The organism is Halorubrum sp. CBA1229, from assembly GCF_003721435.2.
In the GTDB taxonomy this organism is placed as follows: domain Archaea; phylum Halobacteriota; class Halobacteria; order Halobacteriales; family Haloferacaceae; genus Halorubrum.
The window spans coordinates 156,395-182,892 of sequence record NZ_CP054585.1; the positions used below are offsets into that span (position 1 = coordinate 156,395).

General features: G+C 69.1%; 28 protein-coding genes and 1 tRNA gene. 17 read left to right on the forward strand and 12 right to left on the reverse strand.

The window, feature by feature from the left end; genetic code table 11:
- The first annotated feature begins 36 nt into the window (after positions 1 to 36).
- On the forward strand, positions 37 to 1,464 hold the full coding sequence (locus Hrr1229_RS00840) for a UbiD family decarboxylase (RefSeq protein WP_158606089.1): 1,428 nt from the start codon (positions 37 to 39) through the stop codon (positions 1,462 to 1,464).
- 16 nt (positions 1,465 to 1,480) lie between these two features.
- Here the strand turns inward: Hrr1229_RS00840 and Hrr1229_RS00845 are convergent, their stop codons facing one another.
- Both Hrr1229_RS00845 and Hrr1229_RS00850 read right to left on the reverse strand, forming a co-directional pair.
- Positions 1,481 to 2,176, reverse strand: a complete 696-nt coding sequence (locus Hrr1229_RS00845) for an isochorismatase family protein (protein WP_123114640.1) — start codon at positions 2,174 to 2,176, stop codon at positions 1,481 to 1,483.
- 48 nt (positions 2,177 to 2,224) lie between these two features.
- Entirely contained in the window at positions 2,225 to 2,623 is a 399-nt protein-coding gene (locus Hrr1229_RS00850) for a VOC family protein (RefSeq protein WP_123114639.1), read from the reverse strand.
- A gap of 117 nt (positions 2,624 to 2,740) precedes the next feature.
- On the opposite strand from Hrr1229_RS00850, the gene Hrr1229_RS00855 reads away from it, so the two are divergent.
- A complete protein-coding gene (locus tag Hrr1229_RS00855) occupies positions 2,741 to 3,307 on the forward strand; it encodes a UbiX family flavin prenyltransferase (protein ID WP_123114638.1) in 567 nt (188 codons plus the stop codon).
- Positions 3,308 to 3,338: 31 nt separating this feature from the next.
- Here Hrr1229_RS00855 and Hrr1229_RS00860 read toward each other — a convergent pair whose 3' ends face one another.
- Both Hrr1229_RS00860 and Hrr1229_RS00865 read right to left on the reverse strand, forming a co-directional pair.
- Positions 3,339 to 4,310 (reverse strand): 4,5-dihydroxyphthalate decarboxylase, encoded by a 972-nt coding sequence (locus Hrr1229_RS00860; RefSeq protein WP_123114637.1) that lies wholly within the window; start codon positions 4,308 to 4,310, stop codon positions 3,339 to 3,341.
- Positions 4,311 to 4,441: 131 nt separating this feature from the next.
- Complete coding sequence (locus tag Hrr1229_RS00865; RefSeq protein WP_123114636.1) at positions 4,442 to 5,884, reverse strand: hypothetical protein; 1,443 nt, start codon at positions 5,882 to 5,884, stop codon at positions 4,442 to 4,444.
- Between the two features lie 137 nt (positions 5,885 to 6,021).
- Here Hrr1229_RS00865 and Hrr1229_RS00870 point away from each other — a divergent pair, with 137 nt between their 5' ends.
- A complete protein-coding gene (locus Hrr1229_RS00870; RefSeq protein WP_123114635.1) occupies positions 6,022 to 6,546 on the forward strand; it encodes a DoxX family protein in 525 nt (174 codons plus the stop codon).
- A gap of 34 nt (positions 6,547 to 6,580) precedes the next feature.
- Here the strand turns inward: Hrr1229_RS00870 and Hrr1229_RS00875 are convergent, their stop codons facing one another.
- From Hrr1229_RS00875 to Hrr1229_RS00885, 3 genes are all read right to left on the reverse strand, one after another.
- Complete coding sequence (locus Hrr1229_RS00875) at positions 6,581 to 7,219, reverse strand: class I SAM-dependent methyltransferase (RefSeq protein WP_123114634.1); 639 nt, start codon at positions 7,217 to 7,219, stop codon at positions 6,581 to 6,583.
- Between the two features lie 70 nt (positions 7,220 to 7,289).
- Positions 7,290 to 9,425 (reverse strand): type II secretion system F family protein, encoded by a 2,136-nt coding sequence (locus Hrr1229_RS00880; protein WP_123114633.1) that lies wholly within the window; start codon positions 9,423 to 9,425, stop codon positions 7,290 to 7,292.
- Positions 9,422 to 11,131: a type II/IV secretion system ATPase subunit gene (locus Hrr1229_RS00885; RefSeq protein ID WP_123114632.1), complete on the reverse strand. Its 1,710-nt coding sequence runs from the start codon at positions 11,129 to 11,131 to the stop codon at positions 9,422 to 9,424. The genes Hrr1229_RS00880 and Hrr1229_RS00885 overlap by 4 nt, the downstream gene beginning before the upstream one ends.
- 162 nt (positions 11,132 to 11,293) lie before the next feature.
- Here Hrr1229_RS00885 and Hrr1229_RS00890 point away from each other — a divergent pair, with 162 nt between their 5' ends.
- Positions 11,294 to 11,755 carry a DUF5793 family protein gene (locus Hrr1229_RS00890; protein ID WP_123114631.1) on the forward strand — a complete coding sequence of 154 codons (462 nt, stop codon included), beginning with the start codon at positions 11,294 to 11,296 and terminating at the stop codon, positions 11,753 to 11,755.
- Positions 11,756 to 11,788: 33 nt separating this feature from the next.
- Here the strand turns inward: Hrr1229_RS00890 and Hrr1229_RS00895 are convergent, their stop codons facing one another.
- Both Hrr1229_RS00895 and Hrr1229_RS00900 read right to left on the reverse strand, forming a co-directional pair.
- Entirely contained in the window at positions 11,789 to 12,661 is an 873-nt protein-coding gene (locus Hrr1229_RS00895) for an SAM-dependent chlorinase/fluorinase (RefSeq protein ID WP_123114630.1), read from the reverse strand.
- Between the two features lie 39 nt (positions 12,662 to 12,700).
- Positions 12,701 to 13,231, reverse strand: coding sequence for a nicotinamide-nucleotide adenylyltransferase (locus Hrr1229_RS00900; protein ID WP_123114629.1), 531 nt, complete (start codon positions 13,229 to 13,231; stop codon positions 12,701 to 12,703).
- 170 nt (positions 13,232 to 13,401) lie between these two features.
- Between Hrr1229_RS00900 and lonB the strand changes: the two genes are divergently transcribed.
- The 6 genes from lonB to Hrr1229_RS00930 all read left to right on the forward strand — a co-directional run bounded on the left by lonB (position 13,402) and on the right by Hrr1229_RS00930 (position 19,447).
- Entirely contained in the window at positions 13,402 to 15,711 is a 2,310-nt protein-coding gene (gene lonB / locus Hrr1229_RS00905) for an ATP-dependent protease LonB (RefSeq protein WP_123114628.1), read from the forward strand.
- A 16-nt stretch (positions 15,712 to 15,727) separates the two neighbouring features.
- Positions 15,728 to 16,666, forward strand: a complete 939-nt coding sequence (locus Hrr1229_RS00910) for a CPBP family intramembrane glutamic endopeptidase (RefSeq protein WP_123114627.1) — start codon at positions 15,728 to 15,730, stop codon at positions 16,664 to 16,666.
- A 61-nt stretch (positions 16,667 to 16,727) separates the two neighbouring features.
- The gene (locus Hrr1229_RS00915; protein ID WP_123114626.1) at positions 16,728 to 17,510 is read left to right on the forward strand and encodes a CBS domain-containing protein; all 783 of its coding nucleotides are present in this window, start codon (positions 16,728 to 16,730) and stop codon (positions 17,508 to 17,510) included.
- 76 nt (positions 17,511 to 17,586) lie between these two features.
- A complete protein-coding gene (locus Hrr1229_RS00920) occupies positions 17,587 to 17,832 on the forward strand; it encodes a hypothetical protein (RefSeq protein WP_123114625.1) in 246 nt (81 codons plus the stop codon).
- 74 nt (positions 17,833 to 17,906) lie between these two features.
- Positions 17,907 to 18,812, forward strand: coding sequence for an NOP5/NOP56 family protein (locus Hrr1229_RS00925; RefSeq protein ID WP_123114624.1), 906 nt, complete (start codon positions 17,907 to 17,909; stop codon positions 18,810 to 18,812).
- Entirely contained in the window at positions 18,809 to 19,447 is a 639-nt protein-coding gene (locus Hrr1229_RS00930) for a fibrillarin-like rRNA/tRNA 2'-O-methyltransferase (RefSeq protein WP_123114623.1), read from the forward strand. The genes Hrr1229_RS00925 and Hrr1229_RS00930 overlap by 4 nt, the downstream gene beginning before the upstream one ends.
- A gap of 64 nt (positions 19,448 to 19,511) precedes the next feature.
- Here Hrr1229_RS00930 and Hrr1229_RS00935 read toward each other — a convergent pair whose 3' ends face one another.
- The gene (locus tag Hrr1229_RS00935) at positions 19,512 to 19,820 is read right to left on the reverse strand and encodes a transcription initiation factor IIB family protein (protein ID WP_123114622.1); all 309 of its coding nucleotides are present in this window, start codon (positions 19,818 to 19,820) and stop codon (positions 19,512 to 19,514) included.
- A gap of 155 nt (positions 19,821 to 19,975) precedes the next feature.
- On the opposite strand from Hrr1229_RS00935, the gene nth reads away from it, so the two are divergent.
- From nth to Hrr1229_RS00955, 4 genes are all read left to right on the forward strand, one after another.
- Positions 19,976 to 20,677 carry an endonuclease III gene (gene nth / locus Hrr1229_RS00940; protein ID WP_123114621.1) on the forward strand — a complete coding sequence of 234 codons (702 nt, stop codon included), beginning with the start codon at positions 19,976 to 19,978 and terminating at the stop codon, positions 20,675 to 20,677.
- Between the two features lie 57 nt (positions 20,678 to 20,734).
- Positions 20,735 to 21,307 carry a phosphatase PAP2 family protein gene (locus tag Hrr1229_RS00945; RefSeq protein WP_123114620.1) on the forward strand — a complete coding sequence of 191 codons (573 nt, stop codon included), beginning with the start codon at positions 20,735 to 20,737 and terminating at the stop codon, positions 21,305 to 21,307.
- Positions 21,308 to 21,417: 110 nt separating this feature from the next.
- A complete protein-coding gene (locus Hrr1229_RS00950) occupies positions 21,418 to 21,630 on the forward strand; it encodes a hypothetical protein (RefSeq protein ID WP_123114619.1) in 213 nt (70 codons plus the stop codon).
- A 224-nt stretch (positions 21,631 to 21,854) separates the two neighbouring features.
- Positions 21,855 to 21,939, forward strand: a tRNA-Leu gene (locus tag Hrr1229_RS00955).
- A 444-nt stretch (positions 21,940 to 22,383) separates the two neighbouring features.
- Here Hrr1229_RS00955 and Hrr1229_RS00960 read toward each other — a convergent pair.
- Both Hrr1229_RS00960 and Hrr1229_RS00965 read right to left on the reverse strand, forming a co-directional pair.
- The gene (locus tag Hrr1229_RS00960) at positions 22,384 to 22,731 is read right to left on the reverse strand and encodes an SHOCT domain-containing protein (protein WP_123114618.1); all 348 of its coding nucleotides are present in this window, start codon (positions 22,729 to 22,731) and stop codon (positions 22,384 to 22,386) included.
- A 6-nt stretch (positions 22,732 to 22,737) separates the two neighbouring features.
- Positions 22,738 to 23,154: a DUF302 domain-containing protein gene (locus Hrr1229_RS00965; protein ID WP_123114617.1), complete on the reverse strand. Its 417-nt coding sequence runs from the start codon at positions 23,152 to 23,154 to the stop codon at positions 22,738 to 22,740.
- A 228-nt stretch (positions 23,155 to 23,382) separates the two neighbouring features.
- Here Hrr1229_RS00965 and Hrr1229_RS00970 point away from each other — a divergent pair, with 228 nt between their 5' ends.
- The 3 genes from Hrr1229_RS00970 to Hrr1229_RS00980 all read left to right on the forward strand — a co-directional run bounded on the left by Hrr1229_RS00970 (position 23,383) and on the right by Hrr1229_RS00980 (position 26,332).
- Positions 23,383 to 24,744 carry an aspartate aminotransferase family protein gene (locus Hrr1229_RS00970; protein ID WP_123114616.1) on the forward strand — a complete coding sequence of 454 codons (1,362 nt, stop codon included), beginning with the start codon at positions 23,383 to 23,385 and terminating at the stop codon, positions 24,742 to 24,744.
- 494 nt (positions 24,745 to 25,238) lie between these two features.
- Positions 25,239 to 25,646 (forward strand): ferredoxin Fer, encoded by a 408-nt coding sequence (gene fer / locus Hrr1229_RS18380; protein WP_217920706.1) that lies wholly within the window; start codon positions 25,239 to 25,241, stop codon positions 25,644 to 25,646.
- Positions 25,647 to 25,774: 128 nt separating this feature from the next.
- Entirely contained in the window at positions 25,775 to 26,332 is a 558-nt protein-coding gene (locus Hrr1229_RS00980) for a diadenylate cyclase (RefSeq protein ID WP_123114614.1), read from the forward strand.
- The last annotated feature ends 166 nt before the right edge of the window (positions 26,333 to 26,498 follow it).

Below are 26,498 nucleotides of genomic sequence, written 5' to 3' on the forward strand. Positions count from 1 at the left end.
AGGACGTTTATGATGACGGTTGGCGAACGACCTGACATGAGAGACCTCCGCGAATTCGTCCGCGCCATCGAGGACCGCGGCCAGCTCGAACGGGTGCCGGGCGCCGACCTCGATCTGGAGATCGGCGGCGTCTCGTCGCTCGCCCGACAGGACGCGCTCGACACGGCCCTGCTGTTCGAGGACATCGAGGGGACGCGCCCCGGCGCGCGCGTACTGACGAACGCCGTCGACACCCCGCTGCAGGTGACGCTGGCGCTCGGCCACGAGCCCACCAACGACATCCGCGAGGCGGTGGTCGCACAGAAGGAGCGGGCCGCGGAGATGGAGACGCGGCCGGTCGAGACCGTCGACGACGGGCCGGTCCTCGAGAACGTCCAGCGGGGCGGCGAGGTCGACCTCACCGAGTTCGCCGCGCCGACGTGGCACGCCCACGACGGCGGTCCCTACATCGGGACCGGCGACGTCGTCATCACCGAACACGCCGAGGAGGACGACCGGAACGCCGGGACCTACCGGGTGCAGGTCCACGGGCCGAAGACCGCGACGCTCAACATCCGTCCCGGCCGGGACGGCGACCGCCACCGGCAGTCCTACTTCGAGCGCGGCGAGCCGTTCCCCGCGGTCGTCTCCCTCGGCCACCAGCCGGACCTGTTCATGGCCGCCAACCAGCGGTTCCCCGCGCACGTCGACGAGCTGGAGTACGTGAGCGCCCAGCGAGACCGACCCCTCGAAACGGTCGAGGGAGAGGCGACCGGCCTCCCGTTCCCGGCCCGGTCCGAACTCGTCATCGAGGGGACGGTCCACCCCGACGCCGAGGAGATCACCGAGGGACCGTTCGGCGAGTGGACCGGCTACTACGGCGCTGGAGAGACCCAGCAGCGACCGTTCGAGATCGACCGGATCTACCACCGGAACGACCCGATCGTGCTGGCGTACAACAACGTCCCGATGACCGCCACCGCGATGTCGACGATCCGGTCGGGGGCCCAGCTGTGGCACCAGTTGGAGGACGCCGGGATCACCGGGATCGACGAGGTGACGACGATCTTCCCGGGGATCTGGTTCCAGGTCGTCTCCATCGAACAGCAGTACGCCGGACACAGCACGCAGGTCGGGATGCAGGCCATGTCGCTCCCGTCGGGCGTCTGGGAGGGCCGCATCACGATCGTCGTCGACGAGGACGTCGACGTCTACGACCTCGCGGAGGTCCTGTGGGCGACCGTCAGCCGGTGCGACCCCGCCGAGGACCTCACGGTCATCGAGAACTGCGTGAGCTCGCGGATCAATCCCCGGATGTCCCCCGAGCAGACGGCCTCCGGCGACCACACCAAGAGCCGGATGCTGCTCGACGCGACGAAACCCTATCACTGGAAGGGGGAGTTCCCCGAGGACACCCGGATCGACCCCGAGCTCGAGGCCGAACTCAGGACCGCGTACGCCGAGCTGCTGTCGACCGGCGAGTGACCCGGTAGCGAACGGGTCAGTCGAGGGTTTCGAGCGTCGACACCACGTCGTCGAGCGGGGTGACGTCGGCGTAGCGCAGGTCCATGTCGAACAGCGCGACCTCGTGGGTGGCCGTCGTGACCCCGGCGACGCACTCTTGGGGGACGATCGTCCGGAAGTTGCTCGAGTGGCCGTCGACGACCGTGGCCCGCACGCAGCCGCTGGTGTTCGTCCCGCAGACGACGAGCGTGTCGATCCCGTAGTGGTGGAGCAGGTTCGAGAGGTGGGTGTCGAAGAAGGCGCTGGCCCGCGGCTTCTCGACGACGTGATCGCTCTCGGCGGGTTCGACCGCGGGCGGGAACCGATCGAGCTTCTCGACCCACTCCTCGTGGCTCGCCGTCCGCTCCGACCGCTCGGGACCGCGGTCGGTGCCCGGCGCCGCCTTGATCGGGACCGGGTAGCCGGGCGGGAACGCCCCTCGACCGGCCGGGACCGCGTGGAACACGGGCACGTCCGCGGCCCGCGCCGTCTCCAGTAGTCGGGCGGTGGACTCGACGACGTCCTCGCCGGTCCGCCGCTCCTCGACGAACGCCACCATCATGTCGACGACGAGGACCGCCGGGTTCTCCCCCCAGCCCACCCGGTTCCCGTACCGCGGCTGGGACTCGACGTACTCCCGATCCGACTCCGGAACGATCTCCGGGAGGTACAGCTCCGAGTTCTCGCGGCTCATATCGGCCCGTCGACCCGCGGATCGAACAACGTGTCGGTTCCGGGCGAGTCAGTCGCCCGCCGGTCGGAGTTCGAGGACGTAGCCGTCGGGGTCGCGGGCGAGGAACATCCGACCGCCCCACGGGACCTCCCGCGGCTCGATCAGCGGCTCGCCCGGTTCGCCCTCGAGCGCGGTCGACATCCGCTCGTAGAGCTCGTCGAGGGGCTCGTCGACGGCGAGGACGACGATTCCGCCCTCGCCGCGGCGGCCGGCCGGCGGCGAGAGTCCGAACGCCTCCAGCGTCTCGGGGTCGAAATCGGCCTGGATCTTCAGCTCGCACGCGCCGGTCTCGTAGGCGACGCTGGCGTCGCCGACCCGTCGCGGCTCCAGTCCGAGGGCCGTTTCGTAGAACTCCCGTGCGGTCGAGAGGTCGGCGCTCAACAGAAACAGCTGGCTGAGCTCGGTCATGGCCGACGGATCGTCCCCGGCGTAAATAAGCACCCGACAGTCCCCGCACCCGGGGAACCCGGCGTAAGTGATTACTGCGAAGGGGGAGTTCACCACGCACGGAGTTGTCTTCTATCCATGACAGACCGGGTGATCGTCGGTGTGACGGGAGCGACCGGGCAGGCCTACGCGGTCTCCGCGCTCGAGCTGTTAGACCGGACGGACGTCGACGTCCATCTGATCGTCTCGGACGCCGCCAGGGTCACGCTGCGCCAAGAGACGGACTACGCCGTCGGCGACCTGCTGGAGCTCGGTGACACCGTCCACGACATCGACAACATCGGGGCGAAGACGGCCAGCGGCTCGTTCCGGACGGCCGGGATGCTGATCACGCCGTGTTCCATGAAGACGCTGGCCGCGATCGCTCACGGCTACAGCGGGAACCTCATCACGCGCTCGGCCGACGTGACGCTCAAGGAGCGCCGGCCGCTGGTGTTGATGCCGCGGGAGTCGCCGTTCAACCGCATCCACCTCGAGAACATGCTGACCGTGACCGACGCGGGCGGGATCGTCGTCCCGCCGTTCCCCTCGTTCTACCAGCGGCCGGACTCCGTCGAGGAGATGGTCGACACGACGATGAAGCGGGCGCTCTCCCAGCTCGGCGTCGACCTCGAACACGACGAGTGGGACGGCGTGGGCGCTTGAGGCCCTCGGGCGGCGCTACCGCCGGAGGCCGTCACGCGAAGTAGGGCGTGTCGAGGTGGTCGGTCGCGAACAGCGTTTCGAGGTCGTACCGCTCGTCGGCGACCCCCTGGCGGACGGCGTAGTCGATCAGCGTCTCCAGCGTCGTGACGTTCTCCTCGGTGAGCCCGTACTCCCACGGGTCCTCGCCCATGACCGCGCGCTGCTCGTCGGCGTGGATATCGGCCCAGACGAGCGGGAGGTCGCGGGGGCGGTCGAGAGTCGACAGCCCGGTCTCCTTGGCCCGTTCGAAGGCGTCGTAGAGGTTCTGGACGATCCACGGCTCCGCCTCGAGCAGGCGGTCGTCGACGACGATCGCGTGCATGATCGGGAAGATCGACGTCTCGCGGAAGTACTCCTGTTCGACCGACTTGACGTCGTCGAACAGCCGCTCCGCGTTCGCACCGTCAAGGTCGATCGGATGGAACACCGCGTCGAGCTCGCCGCACTCGAGCATCTCCGTCAGCATGCCGACCATCGACTCCTGGTGATCGAGGTACTCGACGTCGTACCGGTCCGGCACGTCGACGTCGACGATCTCGGAGCCGCCGGCGACCCACTCGATCGACGAGAGGTCGACGCCGTACCGGTCCGCGAGGATCCCGCGCTGCCAGATACCGGTCGTCGTCTGCCAGTTGACGATCCCGACCCGCTTACCGTCGAGGTCGCCGATCGAGTCGATCCCCGCGTCGGTTCGCTTGTACATGTACGAGTGACGGAACTTGCGGAACGGGAAGACGGGGATCGCCGTGAACGGGTAGCGGTCGGGGTCGCTCCGAGTGGCGAGGTACGTGCCCATCGAGAGCTCGCAGGCGTCGAACTCGCGACCGTGGACCATCCGCGAGAAGCGGGTCGGGTTCGGGTAGTCGACGGCCGTCAGGGCTACCCCCTCCGGCTCGACGCGACCGTCCCAGAGCGGCTCGGTCCAGGCGTAGTCGTGACAGGCCAGCGTGAGGTCCAGCGTCATGGGTTATAAATCGAACGGCGAGCGGTTTGCAGTTCCGGTCGGCGGGCGAGCGGTTCGCGGTTCGCGGTCGGCGGGCGAGCGGTTCGCGGTCGGCGGGCGAGCGGCCGAGGGGATAGCGGGGGTCGACCGGCTTACTCCTCGATCTTGAACGCCATGTGGAAGGCGGGCAGCGGCCGGATCGGGTGGTTGTCGAGGTACGACAGGTGGGGTCGGAGCTCGAACTCCGGCTCCTCCTCCTCCATCTCGAAGATCATCGGGACGGCGTCGATGAAGTGCCAGCCGGGCTCGCCGGTCGCCGGCAGCTCGAGGCGGACGGTCCCGCCGCCGTCGTCGTCGGTCAGCCCGCAGACGTAGCCAAGCGGCTTGTTGTCGTAGAGGAAGTACGGGGCGTTCTCGTACACCGGCCAGCCGACGCCCGAGAGCTCGATCTCGATCGTCGTCCCGACGGGGCCGCTGGTCGGCGTGAACGTCTCGATCGAGGGCTGCATCATGAAGCCGGTGACCGCGATCTCGCGGCCGTCGACCGCGGCCGTGATCGGCCGAGTGGAGCCCTCGCCCTTCGGGATCGTGAACTCCGTCTGGAACGCGCCGTCGTCGTCTGTCGTGACCGTCGGGAGTATGTCCGGCTTCGGCTCCGGCGTGATCGGGACCCCCTTGACGCGGTGGCCCTCGTGGCGGTACCAGATCAGGTCGACCTCCTCGTTCGGCGGGAAGTTCTCGCCGGTGATGAACGCCGAGGTGCCGGGCTGGCCCGAAGACGGCGAGATCGACAGCTCGGCGTCGGTCTCCTCGTCGATCTCCGGGTAGTGAATGCTGATCGGGTTCTCGTCGAGCTGCTCGTCGAGCCACGCCGTCTGCGGCTCGCCCTCGGGCTCGGTGACCTCGACGGTCCACTGCGACTGCCGCCCGTCGGCGACCGGACCGTACGGCGACTGGGTGTTGTTCTGGAGGTACGGCACGCCGCGGTAGTTGCGCCACACCTGCAGGACGTGTTTGCCTACGGGGCCGGCCGCGCGGATACGGGCGGTCGCGGTGCCGCGGTTCATCACGCCCGTCATGAAGCCCACGTTGCCGTTGTCCCACGCGACCTGGTAGTTGTTGGTGACGACGTTCGGCCCGATCCCGTAGCCGGTGATCGTGAAGAAGTCGCCGAGGGGGACCTCGGTGCTGTCGATCTCGAAGTGCGGGAGGATCGTGAACGTCGCCGTGGCGACCGTCGACTCCCCGTCGACGACCTCGATCCGGTGTTCGCCGCCGTAGTCCTGAGCGACGGTCCACTCCTCGTCGAACTCCCCCGACCCGTCGGTCGTGACGGTGGCGATGGTCTCCGTCCGGGGGTGGTACTGCGGGCCGACGACCTCGTTCGCCTTGAGGACGCCCCAGCGGCCGTCGCTCGTCTTCCACTTGATCTCGTAGCGCTCGTTGGCCGGGAAGTTCCTACCCTTAAAAGTGATCGAGTCGCCGACGTACCCCTCTTGGTCGCTGACGACCAGCGTCCCCGAGGAGTCACTCCCGCGTCGGTGTCCCTGGAGCGTCTCTTCGAGGTCCGATGATATCGCCGAGTCTTTCGCCATATACGCTCCCTCAACGGCGTGATTTAATAAATCTGGCCAGGCATTCCCAGCCAGTGGAACGCTGTCGTTCCCGGAAGGTTCTCACGAAGTGAAAAAAAGAGATCAACCTTATTGAGAGGGACACAGACGATTCACGTATGTCGTCGAAGACTGCGTCATCCAAACTGTTCGGCCGCGACGTCGAGTTCACGTACTCGGAGCGGTGGATCGCCCAGGCGCTGTTCGTGTTACGGCTGATGATGGGCTGGGTGTTCTTCTACGCCGGGATCGTGAAGGTCATCGACCCGAACTGGAGCGCCCGGCCGTTCCTGCTCAACGTCGACCCGGCGAACCCGCTGGTCGACGTGTGGGTGGCGATGGCCGACTGGGTGTGGCTGCTGACCCCGCTCAATCAGGTCGGCCTGACGCTCGTCGGGCTCGCACTCCTCGCCGGCGCGTTCGTACGGCTGAGCGCCTTCTTCGGGGCGATGATGATGCTGTTCTACTGGGCGTCGGCGTACCCCTTCGCGGACGCGATCTTCATCGACTTCCACCTGATCTACGCGTTCCTGCTGTTCCTGCTGGGCGCGGCGGGTGCCGGTCGCATCCTGGGGCTCGATCAGTGGATCGAGGACTTGGAGATCGTCGAGAACAACCCGCGGCTCACCCTGTTCCTCGGGTAGGTCGCGCCGGAGCGCACCCGGCGCGGCGGTCGGTTCAGTCGCTCGAAGCGGTGACGGTCGCGTAACAGTTCCCGCTCGACACGTCGAACTCGACGACGTCGAGCGCGCTTTCCTCGAGGTCCGTCTCGAACTCCTCCGGCGAGTAGATGTGGTAGTACCGCGGGACGGTCTCGCCGCCCGGGAGCGTCCAGTCGACGGTCGTGTCGAACCCCTCCTCGCGGTCGAAGCGGTCGTGAGCGGTGCTCCACGCGCTCACGAGCGCCGCCCCGCCCGGCGCGAGGACTCTGGCGAGCTCGTCGAGGCTCCCGACGCGGGCGGCCCGTGGCGAGAGGTGATGCAGCGTGGCGACGTACGTCGCGAGCCCGACCGCGTCGTCGGCTACCGGGAGGGCGGCGGCGTCGCCGTGAACGAGGTCGACCGCCTCGTCGAAGCCGCGCTCGCGGGCCCGCGTCGCCGCCTCGCGCAGGAGCTCACGGCTCAGGTCGACTCCCACGACCGACGCGGCGTGCTCCGCGAGCAGCTCCGCGTGGCGGCCGTTGCCGCAGCCGACGTCGAGCGCGCGCGTCGCCGAGCGCCCCGCCAGGAACGACTCGACCTCCGGCCACGCGTACTCGCGGGTCTTCGCGAAGTGCGCGGCGATGCGGTCGTACGTCGACTGCGGGTCCGTCTCCATGCCCGACGGTCGGCGTCGAGCGACATAGCTCCGGTGGACCGCGGTCGCGCGGGAGCGGTCCGCCGGCGCCTCAGAGCCGAGCGATGACGAAGAAGGTGACGAGCGTCAGCGCGAGGAGGACGACAACGTGTTTCACGCCGTCCTTGACCGACCCCTCGCCGAGCTGGCCGGCGACGAGGCCGGAACAGACCGCTTGCACGGCCGCGGCGTGGAAGAACAGCTGCTCGTAGGCGAACGAGTCGATCTCCCCGAGCCCGTCGGTGATCCCGGTCGGCCCGCTCGGCGCGCCGGGGACCTCGCTCGCGCCGCCGGCGCCCGAGACCGCGGCCTCCTCGACGGCCGGGATGAAGGAGACGGACAGCGAGGCGATGATCCCGAGGAAGACGAGGAAGGAGATGTAGATCACGATGAGATACGTGAGCATGACCTGGCGGCGCTCGCGCCGGAGCGACCACGTCGCGCGCGACTCGTCGGCGGCGATCCGGAGGACGGGTCCGATGTCGCCGCTCGCGTGCATCGCGTTCGTCACCAGCGCCACGGCGCGGGAGGTCATCGGCGACCGGACCCGGCGCTCCAGCCGGCGGAGCGCGGTGCTCACGTCGGCGCCCCAGTCGATGTCGCGCCGGGTGCGTTTCAGGTCGTCCGTCAGCGCCGCCAGGTTCGAGTCGGCGACCCGGCGGACGCTCCCGACGACCGAGGTGCCGGCCTCGTTGACGCTCGCGAGCCGGTCGAGGAGGTCGGGCACCGCCGACTCGATCCGCCGGACCCGTCGCTTCCGGACCTCGTAGACGACCGCGTAGACCGCGAGGACGAGCGCGGTCGCGACGACGATCGGCGTCTCGACCTGCGCGACCATCTCGGTCGGCGGCCCGAGCGTGATCGGGAAGACGAAGACGAGTAGCCCGAGGACCGCGAGCGGCACCGTCGCGAGGAACGAGGTCCACGGCGCCGCGACCACGCTCTCGACGGGCGACGCCGCCCACTCGCGCAGCCGCTGGAGCCGGTCGTAGGCCCGCAGTCGCTCCCGGCTGGCGGCCCACTCGTCTCGCCCGGTCCCGCTCTCGACGCCGCCGTCCGCCGCGACGCTCGGAGCGCCGCCGTCGCCGGCGAAGTCGTCACCGGTCGGGCCGTTCCCGACCGCCTCGGACATGTCGACGTCCTCCGTCCCGCCGACGCCCTGCGTCACGCTGTCGACGTAGACGACGAACCCGAACGTCGCGAGCGGGACGCCGAGGTAGACGACGACGCGGAGCAGCGGGAGCGTGTCCTCCAACACGAGCCCGATGACGACGAGGATGGTGATGAAAAAGAGGGGGCCGGCGACCAGCGCCGTGACGTACGCCTCCGCGAACGTCGAGAGCAGCTCCAGGTAGCGCTCCTGTTTCGACTCGGCCTCCTCCTGGTACAGCTCGTACTGGTCGGCGAGGAACGACGAGATGGACTGGCCGGTGCCGAGGACGGACGCGAGGTTCTCGGAGAAGTCGGCGAGGTCGTCGCTCGGCGTCCGGCGCGCGGTGCGCTGGAGCGCCGTCAGCGCGTCCGTGCCGAACGCGTTCATGTCGCGGACGGCGACCGACAGCTCCGTGGCCGCCTCGCCGTACACGGCCTCGTTCTCCGCGAGCGTGTCCATCACCCGCGGGAACGCCATCCCCGACCGCGAGAGCGCGTACATGAACGCGACCGTCCGCGGGAGGGTGGCGTCGATCTCGGCCCCCCGGGCGTGTGCCCGCTGGCGGAGCAGCTCCCACCGGCCGTAGTAGGTCCCGACCGCGAGCGCGGAGCCGAGGGTCGCCGAGGCGAAGGTCAACAGGAGGAACAGCTGTGGGAGGGTGAGCGACCCGATCCCCGCGACGCCGGCGAGGAAGGAGAGCGAGGCCGGCAGCGCCGCGCGGACCGCCGCCTCGCCCACGTCGAGCGCGGAGATGAGCGCGGCGGCCGCGTACACCCCGAGGACGCTGCCGGCGACCCCGAGGACCCCCGCGTACAGCAGCGTCCGGGAGGCGTACGCGCGGTGCGTGCCGGCGACGTGGGCGGCGCGCATCAGGTCGCGCTGGCGCCGTTTGCGGGGCCCCTCCTCGGCGACGTCGTCGCCGAACAGCGACAGCGCGAGCCGAGTGACGAACAGGTCGGCGCGGCGGTCGACGGCCGGGAGCAGCAGCGCCAGACACAGCCCCAGCGCGGCGAAGAGGGGGATCGAGGCGATCATTCCGGCGTCTCTCCGCCCCTCGACGACCCACCGCGGGCCGGGCTCCGCCCGTCGTCCGACACGGTCGCCTCGGCCGGCACGGCGGCCCCCTCCGCGTCGGCCGCCCGGTCCTCCAACCGGTCCATCACGCGGTCGGAGTCGGCGTAGTACTCGTTGACGAGGGCCGTGAACGTCCGATAGTCGGTGATCCCGAGCTCGCGGAGCAGCTGCAGGAACCGCTCGCGGCGCCGGATCTCGCGGAGCAGCTCGGAGCGGGACCAGCCCCGGTCGTCGGCGATCTCCGCCATGAGCGACGAGTCGTTGCGGGTGAACTCGTCGGCCTCCGCGTCCCAGTCGAACGCCGAGGAGTAGTCGAGCTCGCCGGTGCGCTGGTCGATGCCGCCGATCTCGCCGATCGTCTTCGCGCGCCTGACGCGCTGGTCGCCGGAGCGGGTCAGCGTCTGGATCGACAGCATGTCGAGCGACTGCACCATCGCGCGCGGCACGTTGATCGGCTCGTTCTCCAGCCGGTTGATCACCGTCTCGATCGAGTCGGCGTGCATCGTCGAGAAGGTGGTGTGGCCGGTGTTCATCGCCTGGAACAGCGTGATCGCCTCCTCGCCGCGCACCTCGCCGACGACGATGTACTCGGGGCGGTGGCGCAGCGCCGAGCGGAGCAGGTCGTACATGTCGATGTCGGTCCCCTCGTAGCGGCGCTCGCGGGTGACCGAGGAGAGCCAGTTGTCGTGGTATAAGGAGAGCTCGCGGGTGTCCTCGATGGTGAGCACCTTCGCGCGCGGCGGGATGAACATCGACACCGCGTTCATCGAGGTGGTCTTCCCGGAGGCGGTGCCGCCGGCGAAGATGAGGCTCTTGTTGTGCTCGATACAGAGCCAGAAGTACGCCATCTGCTCGACCGAGAACGTGCCGTACTCCACGAGGTCGATCGGCGTGAACGGGTCCTCGGCGTACTGGCGGATCGTGAACGCGGAGCCGCGGGGCGTCACCTCCTCGCCGAGCGCGAGCTCGGCGCGGGAGCCGTCCGGCAGCGTCGTCTCCACGATCGGGTCGCCGACGGAGACGTGGCGCCCGGACTGCTGGGCGAGCCGGATGACGTAGTTGTCGAGCTCCCCCTTCGCGAAGGAGACGTTCGTTTCGATGTCGGTGTAGTCGTCGTGGTAGACGAAGATCGGGAGGTCGTACCCGTCACAGGAGACGTCCTCGATGTGGCGGTCGTTGAGGAGGGGGTCGACCTTCCCGTAGCCGCGGAAGTCGCGGTAGAGGTAGTACGCCAGCGCGTGGAACGTCGCCATCCCGGCGTCGACGCCGTACCCCTCGAGCAGTCCCCGCAGCTCCTCGCGGAGCGTCTCCTCGTCGGTCTTGCCGGTCCCCTCGCGGTACAGCAGGGGGTCGCGGATGTCGTCGACGACGCGGTCGAGGAGGTCGCGCTCGAACTCGTCGAGCTCCGGCTCGACCGCGTAGTACCGGTGTTCGCTCTCCGCGTCGTCGTAGGCGATCACGACGTACGCGTACGGGGCGTTCACCCAGTAGCGGTCGACCTCGCGCTCGCCGTCCGGAACGGAGAAGGAGGCGAGCGGCCCGTCCTCGCCCGGCCGGAACGGGCGGACGTCGAGCGCCGACCCCTGCAGCATCTCCCACGTCCGCGAGAGCCGTCGCCGGAGGGTCTCGAAGCGGTCTCCGGCGTCCTCGCGCGCGTCACTCGCCATCTCGTTACGAGGGCGTATGCGGCGTGGCGGTTTAAATTCCACCGGGTAATTATCAGCCGCGAGTCCGGGCCGAACGCGCGGCGTCTCCCGCCGTCTCGACCGTCCAGTCGCGGATCCGCCCGTTACGTTGATAGGTGCCGACCGCAAAGGAGACGATAGGCAATGCGGCGTGACTACTTCGAACTGACCGTCGAGGGCGTCGGGGACGACGCCGACGACCGGGCGACGCCCCTGGTCCGGATCGATTTCCACGGGCCGGAGGGACTGCTGCGCGACCGGCTCTCGGACACGGACGGCGACCTGCTCGAGGCCGCCGAGATCGACGTGGCGTTCCGGCTCCGGGAGCCGCTCGCGGACGCCGACGACCCGGAGGGTGTGGTCGGCGTGACGAACCGATACACCGGGGACTTCGTCCTCGAGCTCAACGAGACAGCCACGGACGTACTCCCCTTCATCCACGCCGCACGCGACTCGGCCGGCGACGAGGACGCCCGCTACCGCGTCGAGATCGACGTCGACGGCGAGCGGCTCGTCTCGTACGACAAGGACACGTTCCTCGTGTACGACCACGAGGGGAACCTCCTCCGCAGCGAGAGCCTGATCCCTTCCGGCGTGGAACTGTAGCGCAGCCCCGGCTTCTCCCGTTCTCGCGACCGGCTAGATGCTCACGTTGTCGCCGACCAGCCGCACGTCGTCGCCCGGCCGCAGGTCGAACGCCCCGTCGCCGCGGCCGTCGTTGACGTCGCACTCCACGTAGCCGTGGCTCCCGACGGTGACGAGGCGGTCGCCGGGGTCGACCGCGCCGAACGTCTCCGCGACGGGGGTCAGCTCCTCGTTGACCCGGATCCAGTCGCTGCCGCGGACCAGCTCGCCCGGGACGTTCGTGACGACGTTGCCGAACCGGTCGATCACGAGCACCTCGCCGTCGACGGCGACGGGGTCGCCGTCCGCGTCGCGCTCGACTGTCGGCTCGGGGAACGCGATGTCGACGGGGTCGGCCGCAGGCGAGAGGTCGTCCATCGATTCGAGCGCGGCCGCGACCCCCTCGGGGCCCGCGGTCGCGGGCCCGTCGTCGAACCGCGCGCGGATCCGCGCCGCGACCGGGGCGAACACGTCGCGGCCGTGGAACGTCTGGCTCGCGGGCTCGTCGATGTCGACGACGAACGCCTCCACGTCGGGGGCGGCGTCAGGTTCCTCGTCCGCCGCCGGCTCCCCGGCCGCCGCGGCCTCCTCGGCGAGGGCCCGCGCGGGCGGCATCGCGAGCCCGTTGTCGGGCGCGACGAGCACGTGCGAGCCGGCGCGGACGACGAGGGCGTCGCGGCCGGTGCCGACGCCGGGGTCGATGACGGCGCAGTGGACGGCCGGCGGGAACTCCGGGAGGACGAACCGCAGCCAGAAGGCGGCCGCCCGCGGGTCCCCGCGCGGGAGGTCGTGAGCGACGTCGATCATCTCGGCGTCCGTGTGCCGACGGATCACTCCCTTCATCGCGGCCGGATACGGCGAGCCGAAGTCGGACGTGAGCGTAATCACGAGCGATCCGCGGTCCGGCTGGCTCTTAAAAGGCGGCGACTACGCGTCCATCGGCGGCTCGCCGTTCGTGTCGGTCTCGGCGATCCGGCGGATGCGCTCGACGCCGTCGACCTCTCGGATCACGTCGATGACGGCCTCCGGGACGAGCGCCTCCCAGTCGTGGCCGTGGATCATCCGCTCGCGCAGCTCCGTCCCCTCCAGCACGTCGCGGCGGAACATGGGAGAGCCGCGCACCTCGACGCCGGCCTCCTCGAACAGCCGGACGACGAGCGGGTTGTTCGAGTAGGCCACGTCGAACCGCGGGGTCATGCTCTGGACGTGGCTCACCCACACGGAGTTGCGGTCGAGGTCCTCGATGGGGACCACATAGGTGGTGATGTCGAGGTGCTCGACCGCCTTCGTCACCATCATCACGCGCTCGCCGGCCGTGAACGGGTTCCGGGTGGTGTGGGAGTCGCCGGCGGAGCCGATCCCCAAGACGACCTCGTCGGTCTCCTCGGCAATCTCCTCGATCATATGCAGATGGCCGTCGTGAAACGGCTGATACCGCCCGATATAGAACCCGCGCATGGATTCACGTTGGGCGGCCAGCATTTATAAACCCCATGGGAGTGCTCGAACGGCAATATCGTGGGCTCTAAGCGCTCTTGGCGGCGTTTCGCTGTATCCAGTCGCATCGCCCGCGGGGAGAAAGTATATCAGTAGCCGACCCTTCGTTTTTCCTAGCGATACCCGATTCTATGAGCAACGAAAAGGACGCGAACGACCCGCCGACCGAGGACCCCGAGCACCCGGACGAGACCGGCCCCGGGGCCTCGGACTCGGCGGGGAACGGCGAGGACGCCCCCGACGACGTCGCTCCCGACGACGCCGCCCGCGCGCCCGACGAGACCATCCCAGCCGACGAGGATGAGACGGTCGATGCGGCCGGGGAGTCGGCAGACAGCGAGGGGTCGGCAGACGGCGAGGAGCCGGCCGAGGTCTGGGACGACGGGATCGTCGTCGACGACGGTCCGGATCCGGACGACGCCGGAGCGGGCCGCGGGGACGATAGCGATATCACCCCCGAGGGCGTCACCGAACAGAGCGAGGACGGCGACATCGACGAGCTCGGGAGCTCCGTCGAGGTCGAGGGTGCCGAGATCGAAGAGGACCCGGACGAGGACGACCTCCTCGGGGGACTCAAGATCGACACCACCGCCGAACTCGAGATCCCCGACCGCCTCGTCGATCAGGTGATCGGGCAGGAGCACGCCCGCGACGTGATCATCAAGGCGGCCAAGCAGCGCCGCCACGTGATGATGATCGGCTCGCCCGGGACCGGGAAGTCGATGCTCGCGAAGGCGATGTCGGAACTGCTCCCGAAAGAGGAGCTGCAGGACGTCCTCGTCTACCACAACCCGGACGACGGCAACAAGCCGAAGGTCCGGACGGTGCCGGCGGGGAAGGGCGACCAGATCGTCGACGCGCACCGCGAGGAGGCGCGCAAGCGCAACCAGATGCGGTCGCTGTTGATGTGGATCATCATCGCCGTCGTGCTGGGCTACGCGCTCATCATCGTCGGCCAGATCCTCGTCGGCATCATCGCCGCCGGGGTCGTCTACCTCGTCTTCCGCTACCTCAACCGCGGCTCCGACGCGATGATCCCGAACCTGTTGGTGAACAACGGCGACACGAAGACGGCGCCGTTCCGCGACGCGACCGGCGCGCACGCCGGTGCGCTGCTCGGCGACGTCCGGCACGACCCGTTCCAGTCCGGCGGGATGGAGACGCCCAGCCACGACCGCGTCGAGGCCGGGGCCATCCACAAGGCGAACAAGGGCGTGCTGTTCATCGACGAGATCAACACACTCGACATCCGCAGCCAGCAGCACCTCATGACGGCGATCCAGGAGGGCGAGTTCTCGATCACGGGCCAGTCCGAGCGCTCCTCGGGCGCGATGGTCCAGACCGAGCCCGTCCCGACCGACTTCGTCATGATCGCGGCCGGGAACCTCGACGCGATGGAGAACATGCACCCGGCGCTCCGGAGCCGTATCAAGGGGTACGGCTACGAGGTGTACATGGAGGACACCATCGAGGACACCCCGGAGATGCGCCGGAAGTACGTCCGGTTCATCGCCCAAGAGGTCGCGAAGGACGGCCGCCTGCCGGAGTTCACGGCCGAGGCCGTCGAGGAGATCATCCTCGAGGCCAAGCGCCGCTCCGGCCGGAAGGGCCACCTCACGCTGAAGATGCGGAACCTCGGCGGGATGGTCCGCGTCGCCGGCGACATCGCCCGCGGCGAGGACGCCGAGATGACCACCCGCGAGCACGTGCTGCAGGCGAAGGGGCGCTCGCGCTCCATCGAACAGCAGCTCGCGGACGACTTCATCGAGCGCCGGAAGGACTACGAGCTGCAGGTCTCCGACGGCTACGTCGTCGGCCGCGTCAACGGCCTCGCCGTGATGGGCGAGGACTCCGGGATCATGCTCCCGGTGATGGCCGAGGTCGCCCCCTCGCAGGGGCCCGGCGAAGTGATCGCCACGGGCCAGCTGAAGGAGATGGCCCAGGAGTCGGTGTCGAACGTCTCCGCGATCATCAAGAAGTTCTCCGACGAGAACATCTCGGAGATGGACATCCACATCCAGTTCGTGCAGGCGGGCCAGCAGGGCGTCGACGGCGACTCCGCGTCCATCACGGTCGCGACCGCCGTCATCTCCGCGCTAGAGGACGTCGGCGTCGACCAGAGCCTCGCGATGACCGGCTCGCTGTCGGTGCGGGGCGACGTGCTCCCCGTCGGCGGCGTGACCCACAAGATTGAGGCGGCCGCGAAGGCCGGCTGCACCCGGGTCATCATCCCGCAGGCGAACGAGCAGGACGTGATGATCGAAGACGAGTACAAGGAGATGGTCGAGATCATTCCGGTCTCGCACATCAGCGAGGTGCTCGACATCGCCTTAGAGGGCGAGGCCGAGAAGGACTCGCTCGTCTCCCGGCTCAAGTCGATCACCGGCTCGGCCCTGAAGGAGGGGAACGTCTCCGGTCCCTCCAGCCCGAGCCCGCAGTAAGACCCGCGTCCACCCGATGCCCGACTGGGCGGCGTTCGCGGCCGCGACCGTCGCCCTGACGCTGCTGCTTCTCTATTTTACCCGGCGCTCCCAGCGCCTGCTGGAGCGGGCGCGGATCGTCGACTCCCGGGGCGACGTCGACTCCCGAGGTGATATCGTCGACGCCGGCCGCGACGCAAGGGTCGAGAGCGGTGACGCCGAGAGCGACGGCCCCCAAGGAGATAACGCCGAGAGCGACGACATCGAGGGCAGTGGCATCGAAGGCGGTAGCCCCGAGGGAGATGACGCCGAGGGCGGAGACACCGAGAGCGACCGCCTCGACGGCCACCCGCCCGACGACCGCCCGGTGCTCACGACGCGGTTGCTTCTGGCCAACGCCGCGACGTCGCAGGCGGCCGGGCTCGCCGTCCTCGCGGCGGTCGCGTGGTGGACCGCGGTGCCGGCGGCGGCGTTCGGAATTGCCGGGCCACATCCGACGCTCGGTGCGTCGGGAGTCGCGTCGCTCGGAGTCCCCGGCGTCGTCGCCCTCGGCGTCGCCGCCGGAGCGGTCCTCGCCGCGGGCAACGAGGCGGCCGCGCGGCTCGGGTCGCGGGTCGGCCTCGCGCCCTCGGATCGACTCCGCGCGGCGATGGCTCCCGGGACGGCCGGCGAGTGGGTCCTGCTGCTCGGCGTCGCGCTCCCGGTCGTCGCGGTCTTCGAGGAGGCGCTCTTCCGCGGCGCGCTGGTGGGCGCGCTTGCGGTCGGGTTCGCGGTCGAGCCGTGGCTTCTCGCGGTCGTCTCCTCGGTCGCCTTCGGGCTCGGACACGGGGCGCAGGGGCGACTCGGGATCGTCGTCGCCGGCGCGCTCGGGCTGGCGCTCGCGGGGCTGTTCGTCGCCACCGGGAGCCTCCTCGTCCCCGTCGTCGCCCACTACGTCGTCAACGCCGCCGAGTTCGCCGTTCACGAGCGGTCGTAGCGGGTCCCGCGGTCAGAAGCGCCCCGCCCCCTTTTTATTCCACCGGGACAAACGACGGACGATGAGCGGGAAACCGACCGTCGGCGAGTACATGACCCGCGACGTCGAGACCGTGAGCCCCGACGAGACGGTCGGCGAGGTCGCGCAGCGGATGGCCGAGAGCGACGGCCACAACGGGTTCCCCGTCACGCAGGGTCGGACCGTCGAGGGGTTCGTCGCGGCCGCCGACCTGCTGCTCGCCGACGACGAGTCGCCCGTGTTCACCGTGATGTCGGACGACCTCATCGTCGCGCACCCGGACATGAAGGTGACCGACGCCGCACGGGTCATCCTCCGCTCCGGGATCCAGCGGCTGCCCGTCGTCGACGACGCCGACAACCTCGTTGGGATCATCTCGAACACGGACGTGGTCCGGTCGCAGATCGAGCGCGCCACGCCGAGCAAGGTGGGGAAGCTGATGCGGACGCTCGAACAGATCCACGGCGTCGCCCTCGACGAGGAGCGCCGGGAGGTCCGCCTCACCAACCTGATCCCGACGCAGGCGCGGGTGTACGCCGACGAGCTGGAGGGTCGCCAGTACGAGCTGGAGCGAGGACTCGCGGAGCCGCTCGTCGTCATCGACAACGGCGGCACGCTCCACCTCGCCGACGGTCACCACCGAGTGATGGCGGCCCACGAGGCGGGCATCGAGACGATGGACGCGTACGTGATCGTGCCAGAGCGCGCGGTCGATCTCGGGATGGCCCAGACCGCCGAGAAGGAGGGGTTACACGACATCACCGACATCGAGATCGTCGACTACGCGCGCCACCCCCTCGTGGAGACAACGAAGCGGCTGCAGTGACCGGGAAACGCGGACCGAAGGCGTCTGCGGTCCGCGACGGGTGGGGTTTTATGTAATCAGACGGAAATGTATCGGTATGGGATCACGTATCCGACGCGCACTCTCCCGGGCAACGCTCGCCGCGGTCGGCGCGGCCGCCGGCGGTTGGGCCGGCGGACTGATCAGTCGGCAGGCCGCGAGCAGCGGCGCCGCCCTCGGCGCGTTCGCCGGCGCGACTGTCGCGGACGTTCGCTCCGATCCGGGCGGCTTCCTCGCGGCCCTCCGGTCGGACGAGGACGACGAGGCGCTCGACGCGGCCGACGACGCGCCGAGCGCGCAGTGAGGCGGCCGCCGGCCACCCCGCCCCCCGTGGCCGTTCGGGAACGCCTATACGACGGGAACGAGTAGCCGCCGGTAATGACCGACACCGACGCCGACGCGGGCTGGTTCGCGGACCCCGCCGACGAGGCGGCCGGGCGCGACGCGGCCGCCGCCCGCGACCGGATCGCGAACGGAGAGGCGGATCGGCCCCGCGACTGGCCGGCGCTCGCCGTCGAGACCGGGTTCGCCGACTCGACCGAGGAGTACTACGACCGGCTTCACGAGGCGACTGTGGCGGCGACCCGCGCGACCGTCCGCGAGCGCGAGCGCGCCGACGACCAGCAGCTGATCCACGCCGTGCGGGCGATGGACGACTGCGAGCGCACCGCCAACGAGCTGGCCGAGCGCGCCGCCGAGTGGGCGGGGAGCCTGTTCGACGACGCCGAACCGGGGATCGAGGGCGCCCGCGCGGTGGCGGCGCGAGAGCCCGACACCGAACTGGAGCGCCGGGCCGTGTCGCTCGCGGAGCGCGTCGTCGGGCTCGCCGCCGAGCGCGACGCCCTCGCCGAGACGATCGACCGGATCGCGCCCGCGGTCGCGCCGAACCTCGCCGAGATGGCCGGCCCGGAGCTCGCGGCGCGGCTGATCGCGCTCGCCGGCGGGCTGGAGTCGCTCGCGAAGAAGCCCTCCGGCACCGTGCAGGTGCTCGGCGCGGAGGACGCGCTGTTCGCGCACCTCTCGGGGCGCGCGCCCTCGCCGAAACACGGGATCATCTACACGCACGACTACGTCCGGAACACCCGCCCCGAAGATCGGGGATCGGCCGCCAGGGCGCTGGCCGGGAAGCTGACGCTCGCGGCCCGCGTCGACCACTACGCGGGGGAGCGCCGGGAGACCCTCCACGCGGAGCTCCGCGAGCGGATGGCGACGATCCGAGCGCGGGCGGAGGCCGACAGCGCGGCGGACCGCGACGCCGACGGCGACGCGGAGGGCAACGCGTGAGCGACTCCGACCTGCCGGCCGGCGTCGAACGCCGCGAGATCGCCGGCGAGACGCGGCTGGCGACGCGCGGGCCCCCCGTGTACGGCGAGCCGACCGCCGACGGCTGGCGGGCGTGGGACCCCGAGCGCTCGAAGCTCGGCGGGATGTTCGAGCTCGGCCTCGACACCGGCCTGAGCGGGGGCGAGACGGTGCTTTATTTGGGGGCGGCCAGCGGAACGACCGTCAGCCACGTCGCCGACTTCGCGGGGCCGACCTACGCGGTCGAGTTCGCCCCGCGCCCCGCCCGCGACCTCCTCGACGCCGCCGAGCCGCGCGACCGACTGTTCCCGCTGTTGAAGGACGCCCGGAAGCCGGAGACGTACGCGCACGTCGTGGAGGCCGACGTCGACGCGATCGTGCAGGACGTCGCGACGCGGGGACAGGCGACCGTGGCGGCACGGAACGCCCGGTTCCTCGCCGAGGACGGGCGGCTACTGCTCGCGGTGAAGGCGCGCAGCGAGGACGCCACCGCGGAGCCGAGCGACGTGTTCGCGGCCGCGCTCGACGAGCTCCGCGAGACGTACGAGATCCTAGCGACGCAACGTCTCGACCGGTACCACGAGGACCACCTCGGCGTCGTCGCGACGCCGCGCTGACGGGTCGGCGGTGACACGGGAAGAGGACGGTCACGCCGCGGTTCCGGGAACCCCCCGGATCCGCCTACCACGTCGGCGGCGAGAAGCCGGCGTCTTTTAAGATGGGCTTCCAGCGCTTCTGGACGGAGAGCCGGGAGACGCCCATCGCGTCGGCGACGGCGGACTGCGAGCGCTCCTGCCCGCGGATCAGCGCGGCGGCGTAGAGGCTGGCGGCGGCCGCGACGCGCTTCCCGCGCTCGTCGTCCGGCGCTCGCGACAGGAACAGGTCCGTCGCCGTCGAGAGCGCCTCCTCGTCGAGGTCGAGCGTCGCGCACGCGTCGTCGAGCCGGTCGATCCACGCCGCGTTGTCGACGCGATCGCTCGCTCGATACATACCCGTCTCTTGAGCGGTACGGTATAAAAAGGCCGCGCGAGGGGCACCGCCGATCGGGGGTTCGAGCGAGCCCGGGGGCGGGGCGGCTGGCGTCGAGGGGCGGGGGCGATCGCCCCGTCCGTCGCCCTGAAGTCCGCGCCGCCCGTACCGCGGGTATGTCCACGCAAGCGTGGGACGAGACGCGGGTGCGCGAGCTGCACGACGACCTGGTGGCGCTGTACGAGCCGGTGGACCGCGTCGCCGAGCACGGCGCCGACCCGACCGCCGAGCCCGGCGAGGGCGTGCGCCAGCTGGTGACGACGATCCTCTCGCAGAACGTCGCCGACGCGAACACGAGCCGCGCGACGGAGGCGCTGTTCGACCGCTACGACGACTTCGCGGCCATCGAGGCCGCCGACCACGACGAGCTGGCCGAGACGATCCGCGTGGCGGGGCTCGCCGACCAGAAGGCCGCGCGTATCCAGCGCGCGCTCGCAGCCATCCGCGAGGAGACCGGCGGCGCCTACTCGCTGGCGTTCCTCGACGCGATGGCGACCGCTGACGCGAAAGAGTGGCTCACGGCGATCAAAGGCGTCGGCCCGAAGACCGCTAGCGTCGTCTTGAACTTCCACTTCGGCAAGCCGACGATGGCGGTCGACACCCACGTCGAGCGCGTCTCGAAGCGCTTCGGGCTCGTCCCGGCGTCGGCCTCGAATCAGGCCGCCCACGACGCCCTCGACGGGCTGGTGCCCGACGAGCTGATCTACCCGCTCCACGTCCTGTTGATCCGCCACGGTCGGACGCACTGCTCGGCGCGGGGCGCCGACTGCGACAACCCCGTCTGCGAGCGCTACTGCGACTGCGCGTTCTGCGCGTGAGGACGAGCCCGCGCGTGAGGCGAGCGCCTATACTCGTCCGCCGATAGGGACACACCCATGCACGCGCAGATCGGCGAGGTCCTGAGCGCAGTCCGGTGGGTCGACGGCCTCGCGGCCGAGTTCGTCGCCGCGATCCGAACGCCGTTCCTGACCGAGATGATGACGTCGATGACGGGGCTCGGCTCCGTCACGGCCGGCGTCGTGTTCGTCGGCCTCTTCTACCTCGCCGGCTGGCGCGAGGAGTTCGTCAAGGGCGTCGTCGCGCTCTCGCTGCTCGGGATCGTCGTCTGGGCGCTGATGACGCTCGTCGAGCGCCCGTTCCCGCCGAACCCGATCTGCGTGACCGAGGGCGACGCCGGGACCACGAGCTCGTTCCCCTCCGGCCACTCGGCCGCGGTGACGGCCTACGCAGGGATCGCGTGGAACTCCGACGAGCTCCCCTTCGCGGTCGCCGCCGGCTTCGCCGGGCTGATCTCCTTCTCGCGGATCTACCTCGGCACGCACTACCTCTCGGACACCCTCTTCGGGATCGGGCTCGGGATCGCCGCCGTGCTGTTCGCGGAGTGGCTCCTCGGCCGCGTCGGCGAGGAGGCGGTGCTCGATCGGCTCCCGTTCGAGGCGGACATCTGACTCGACGCCCGTCGGAACCCCCCGCGAGGTCGGCCCGGCACGATCCTCCTCCGAGCGATGGGAGCCGAGGGCGCGGAACATTTATCGGATCGAAGTCAGTCGCTTCGCGCATGCCCGGTCGCTCGTCGAACTCCCCGCTCGGCAGGGCCGTCGGCCTCGTCGTCGCCGGCCTCGCAGTCGCCCTCTTCGCGCTGAACCGGTGGACCGGTCTGAACGTTCCGTACGGCTACGACTCGGGAAGCGACGCGTTGTTTCTCGTGGGAGCGGCCGTCGCCGCCGTCGCCGTCGCCATCGGCGGGTACCGGTACCTCTCCGGGAAGTGAGGATGGCGACGAGGCCGGCGCCGGTATTTAAAAAGATCCGAACGCGAACGTCGGTATCGCATAACGCTACGCCGTGGATTACTTTTAAACAAACAAGGTGAGACACCCGCGATACCAGCACGATCACGAGATACGAAATGGCTATAAGCGAGCGCAAAATATGCGCACACGGCGCGTTAGAGCCCTTGTGGTTGGCGATTAAGTGGCTCTGACCGCAAGAATAAGCGCGGGTTGCCGAGCCAGGCCAAAGGCGTAGCGCTTAGGACGCTATCCCGTAGGGGTCCGCCGGTTCGAATCCGGTCCCGCGCATGAGCGAACGAAGTGAGCGAAGAGCAGGAGCGGATTTGAGCCCAGCGAGAAAGGCGCAGCGAACGGAGTGAGCGAGCATTTCTCGCCTCGGTTCGAATCCGGTCCCGCGCATACTGCCTCGAACAAACGTGAGAGCCATGTATGCGCGGAGGATTCGAATCCTACCAGACGCGCGCAGCGAAGCGAGCACGTCTGGTTTCGGTTCGAATCCGGTCCCGCGCATGCCTCTCCGAGCACTTCGCGAGGAGAGGCATCGCGACTGAGAGACGGACGTGGCTGCCACGTACTTGCGTTTTGTTCCCAAGATCACTCACAATCGAAGGAGAAAAACGAGTCAGTCCCACGTTCCGAACCTCGCCGCCGGGCGCGCCGGATCGCTCCGAGAGCCCTCGTCCGATGACGGGCGTTCGAGCGGATACTTGATGTGTGAAGCGGCGGTCTCGCCTATTTTTCGAGCTTCTCGCGTCGGGCCTCGAACTCCTCGTCGGTGAGCTCCCCGCGGGCGTACGCCGCTCGGAGCTCCGCTATCGCGGGGTCCTGTGCCGTCTCCCGTTCGCCCAAGCGCCGGAAGAGGAGATAGCCGCCGACGACGATCACGAGGAGGAAGCTGAACGGGACGAGCATCCCGACGAACGGCCACCAGCCGCCCGTGCTACCGTACTGGCCCATCACACCCCCGTAACCCATCATCCCGCCGAACCCCAGTCCCATCATGAGCAATGGGAGGAGGGCGAAGGCGCCGAAAATTAGGATCAGGATGGTCGTTGCGTCAAGTCGATCGCCGGAAGACATCGGATATCAGTCCTCCGAGACGGATTCGAACTCGCCCGCAACGGCCGCCAAGACGCGATCGATTCGCTCGGTGACCTCGGCCCCGATCGGGTCGAGAGCGTCGTTGTCGGCGATCGCGAGCAGCCGCTTCGGATCGACCGCGCTCACCACGACGTCCCCCTCGTCGCTCTCGTAGACGATGACGTTGCAGGGCAAGAGCGCGCCGAGTTCGATCTCCTCGGTCAGTCCGTCGTGTGCCAGCGGGGGGTTACACGCGCCGAGGATCCGATACTGACGGAACTCCTCGCCGAGCTTCGCTTCGAGCGTCGCCTGGATGTCGATGTCGCTGAGGACGCCGAATCCCTCGTCGCCGAGGGCGGCGATCGTCGCGTCGACGACGGCGTCGAACTCACCGGTGACTGCCGTCTCTCTTGTGTACTCCATGAACTACTACACGCCGGTGCCGTGGTTAAGGGTTTGGTCCGGCGGTCGAGAGAGGCCACGCTCGCACCCACCCCGGAGTCGACGAGGACCATGCCGAGCGAGTCGACGGGGACCATACCGATCGAAACAAGAGCGAAGCGAGAGGGCAAAGAGAAACGATATTCGTGTACACTGTCATGGATTGCTGGTTGCACCAATCCTATGTGGGCGTGTCGTATCGGTTGTCCCATGGCGGGACCGCCGATCCACGACTTGCACTTCGCGGAGGAACCGAGCGTCGATAACGTTCCCGGGCCGAACTCGCGGCGCCTCCTCGACAGACAGGAAGCGATCGACAGCAGCGCGGTCGCGTACCCGAACGACATCCCGCTCGCGTTCGAGGAGGGGAAGGGCGCGACCCTGAAGGACGCGGACGGGAACCTCTTCCTCGACTTCTTCGCCGGCATCGGCGTCTACAACGTCGGCCACGCGAACCCGTACGTCAACGAGGGGGTCCACGAGCAGATCGACAAGCTCACCCACTCGGTCGATTTCCCGACGGAGCCCCGGCTCGACCTCATCGACAAGCTCGACGACATCGCGCCCGGGAGCCTCGCCGGCAACAGCCGCTTCGTCTTCGGCGGTCCCACCGGCAGCGACGCCGTCGAGGCGTCGATCAAGCTCGCGAAGTACAACACGGGCGGCAACGGCCTGCTCGCGTTCCGGAACTCCTACCACGGGGCAACGACCGGCGCGATGAGCATCACGTCGAACAAGAAGTTCAAGAAGCCGTACGCGCCGCTCCTCCCCGACGTGGTGCACGCGCCGTTCCCGTATCCCTTCCGCGAGGGTCGGGGGCCCGAGGAGTCGGTCGACCGCGCGCTCGAGGAGGTCAGGGCGATCGTCGAGGAGCCGTACGGGGGCCTCACGGACCCGGCGGGCATCTTCGTCGAGCCCATCCAAGGCGAGGGCGGCGTCGTCGTCCCGCCGGAGGGGTTCCTCTCGGGACTGCGCGAGATCGCCGACGAGAACGACCTCCCGCTGGTGTTCGACGAGATCCAGGTCGGAATGGGGCGCACCGGCGAGTGGTGGGCGTCCGAGCACTACGACGTGACGCCGGACGTGATGACGACCGCGAAGGCGCTCGGCGGCAACGGCCAGCCGCTGTCGGGGACGATGTACCACGAGGACCTCGACACGTGGGGGTCGGGCGACCACGCGGGCACCTACCGGGGGCACGTCCCCGCGATGGTCGGCGGGCTGCGCGCGATCGAGTACATCCAGTCGCACGACCTGCTCGATCACGCGACGGAGGTCGGCACGTGGATCCGCGACCGCCTCCGCGACGCGGGCGAGGGCGACCCGGGGCTCGGACAGGTCCGCGGCAAGGGGCTGTTCGTCGGCGCCGAGTTCGTCGACGCGAGCGGCGAGCCCGACGACGACCGCGTCGACGCGATTCAGGAGTACTGCTACGAGCACGGCGTCCTCGTCTGGACGGCGGGCCAGTACGGCAACGTCGTCCGGCTGCTGCCCCCGCTCGTCCTGACGCAGCGACAGGCTGAGGTCGGGACCGAAGTCATCGCGGACGCGATCGAAGCGACCGCCGAGTAGCGGCTCGCGGCGCCGGTGAACTACACCGCATCTGGTACATCGATTTCGTTCACAGTCACTACGGGGAACTCACGGCCCACCGCGAGCGCCGCGCTCCCGTGATCGCTCCGTCCCCGACTCGCTCCGTCGTCGCCCGAGACGCCGCCGTTCGATCGACCGCCGTTCTCATACTGCGGGACTATGACTATCGTTTGTTACAGTTGCGCGTTCGACTCTCGGCTATGCCCGGGCTTGATGAAACATCCGTGACGGAACTGCAGCGGTTGCTTGCGGACGTGGAGTCGAAGAGCGCGGCGCAGCAGTTAATGGCCGCTATCGCTTCCAAACAGGGGCTCACTGCGGACGAGATCGTCCGGTGGTTCGGGTTCGACCGCGAGGACGTCGACGAGTGGTTCGCGGCGTTCAGGTCTAAACCGGTCGAGGAGGTTATCGACGAGGTCGAACGGTTCGAACTGCCCGGCCGGCGCGCGAAACCGTTCGTCCGGGTCCCGAATCTGGCCCGGGTCTCCTTCCTCAACTACGAGGTCATCGAGGACCACGGATGGGACGTCGACGATGAGAACCTGTTCGCGAAAGCTTCGAAGGCGGACCTCGACGCCGAGGATTACGGCCGAATCGCGGTCGAGGAAGGCGAGTCGATCCTCGAGGCGGCCGAAGACCGCGGGTTCGACTGGCCGTACGCCTGTCGCGGCGGGGCCTGCTCGAACTGCGCGGTGCTCGTCAAAAACGGTGAGATCGCGATGCCCGGCCAGCAGATCCTCCCCGAGTCGGCCCTCGAACGGGGCGCGCGGCTCACCTGCGTCGGCGTCCCGGCGACCGAACAGGTCGACATCATTTATAACGCCAAGTCCATCGACTTCCTCGACGAGCTCCGCCTGCCCGCGGCGCAGTTCGAAGGGTAACTCGCCGCTAACGAAGCGGCGCGCGGTCACGTCCGGTTCGCTGAAGGCAGGGATTGAGCTCGGCAGCGCGGCGAATCCGGGGCGAACAGAGTTTAATACCGCTGCGTGTCTACTATTTTGGAGAGTAAATGGAAGAACTCGACTCTGTTTTGAAAAAGTACGCCACCAGTCAGGATCTCATGGACCAGATCCGATACGTTGCCGAGACGTTGAGTATGGAATTCGAGAAGTGGGACGACCAGTACGTGAGCGGTCCCAGTCTGTACTTTCTGCTCGTTGCCGAAACTGATTTCGAGGAGTACACCGACCCGCTCGGCGAGAACATCTGGCCGACCGATCGGTGTAAGATCGTACTCGACTCGCCCGAGGCGTTTCGGCGAGTCGCCGAAGACGTCGCGTTCAGCCGGGACGGCGCTATCATCGTGACCGGGGACGGGACGATCCAACGACAGATGGTTCGGGTTCGGAGCCCCAACCGCGCGGAGGTGCCGGCGGTCGAAGAGCTCGAATACCCCGACTGGATGGGGACCAAACACATGAGCGCGCTTGAAACGTCGCTCCGAAAGAACGTCCTGTGGGCGGTCACGCTCAGCGAAGAGGACGGCCGCGTCACCACGTATCTCGACGGCACGTATCAGGACTACCCCCGCGAGGAGATCGGCGGCCGGTGGCGACCCGACCCGTAGTGCCGTCTTCGGCAGCCGTCCGCGGTGCTGAACCGGTCGCTCGCGGCGGCGAACCGCAGCCGCGTGTGTTTACAGGCGATCAAAACAGCCGTCGAACGACCCGAAACGCAGGCGCGCTGGACGCGGCGGTGATCGATCGCGATACTGGAGAGTTGTCGGCGGCGCT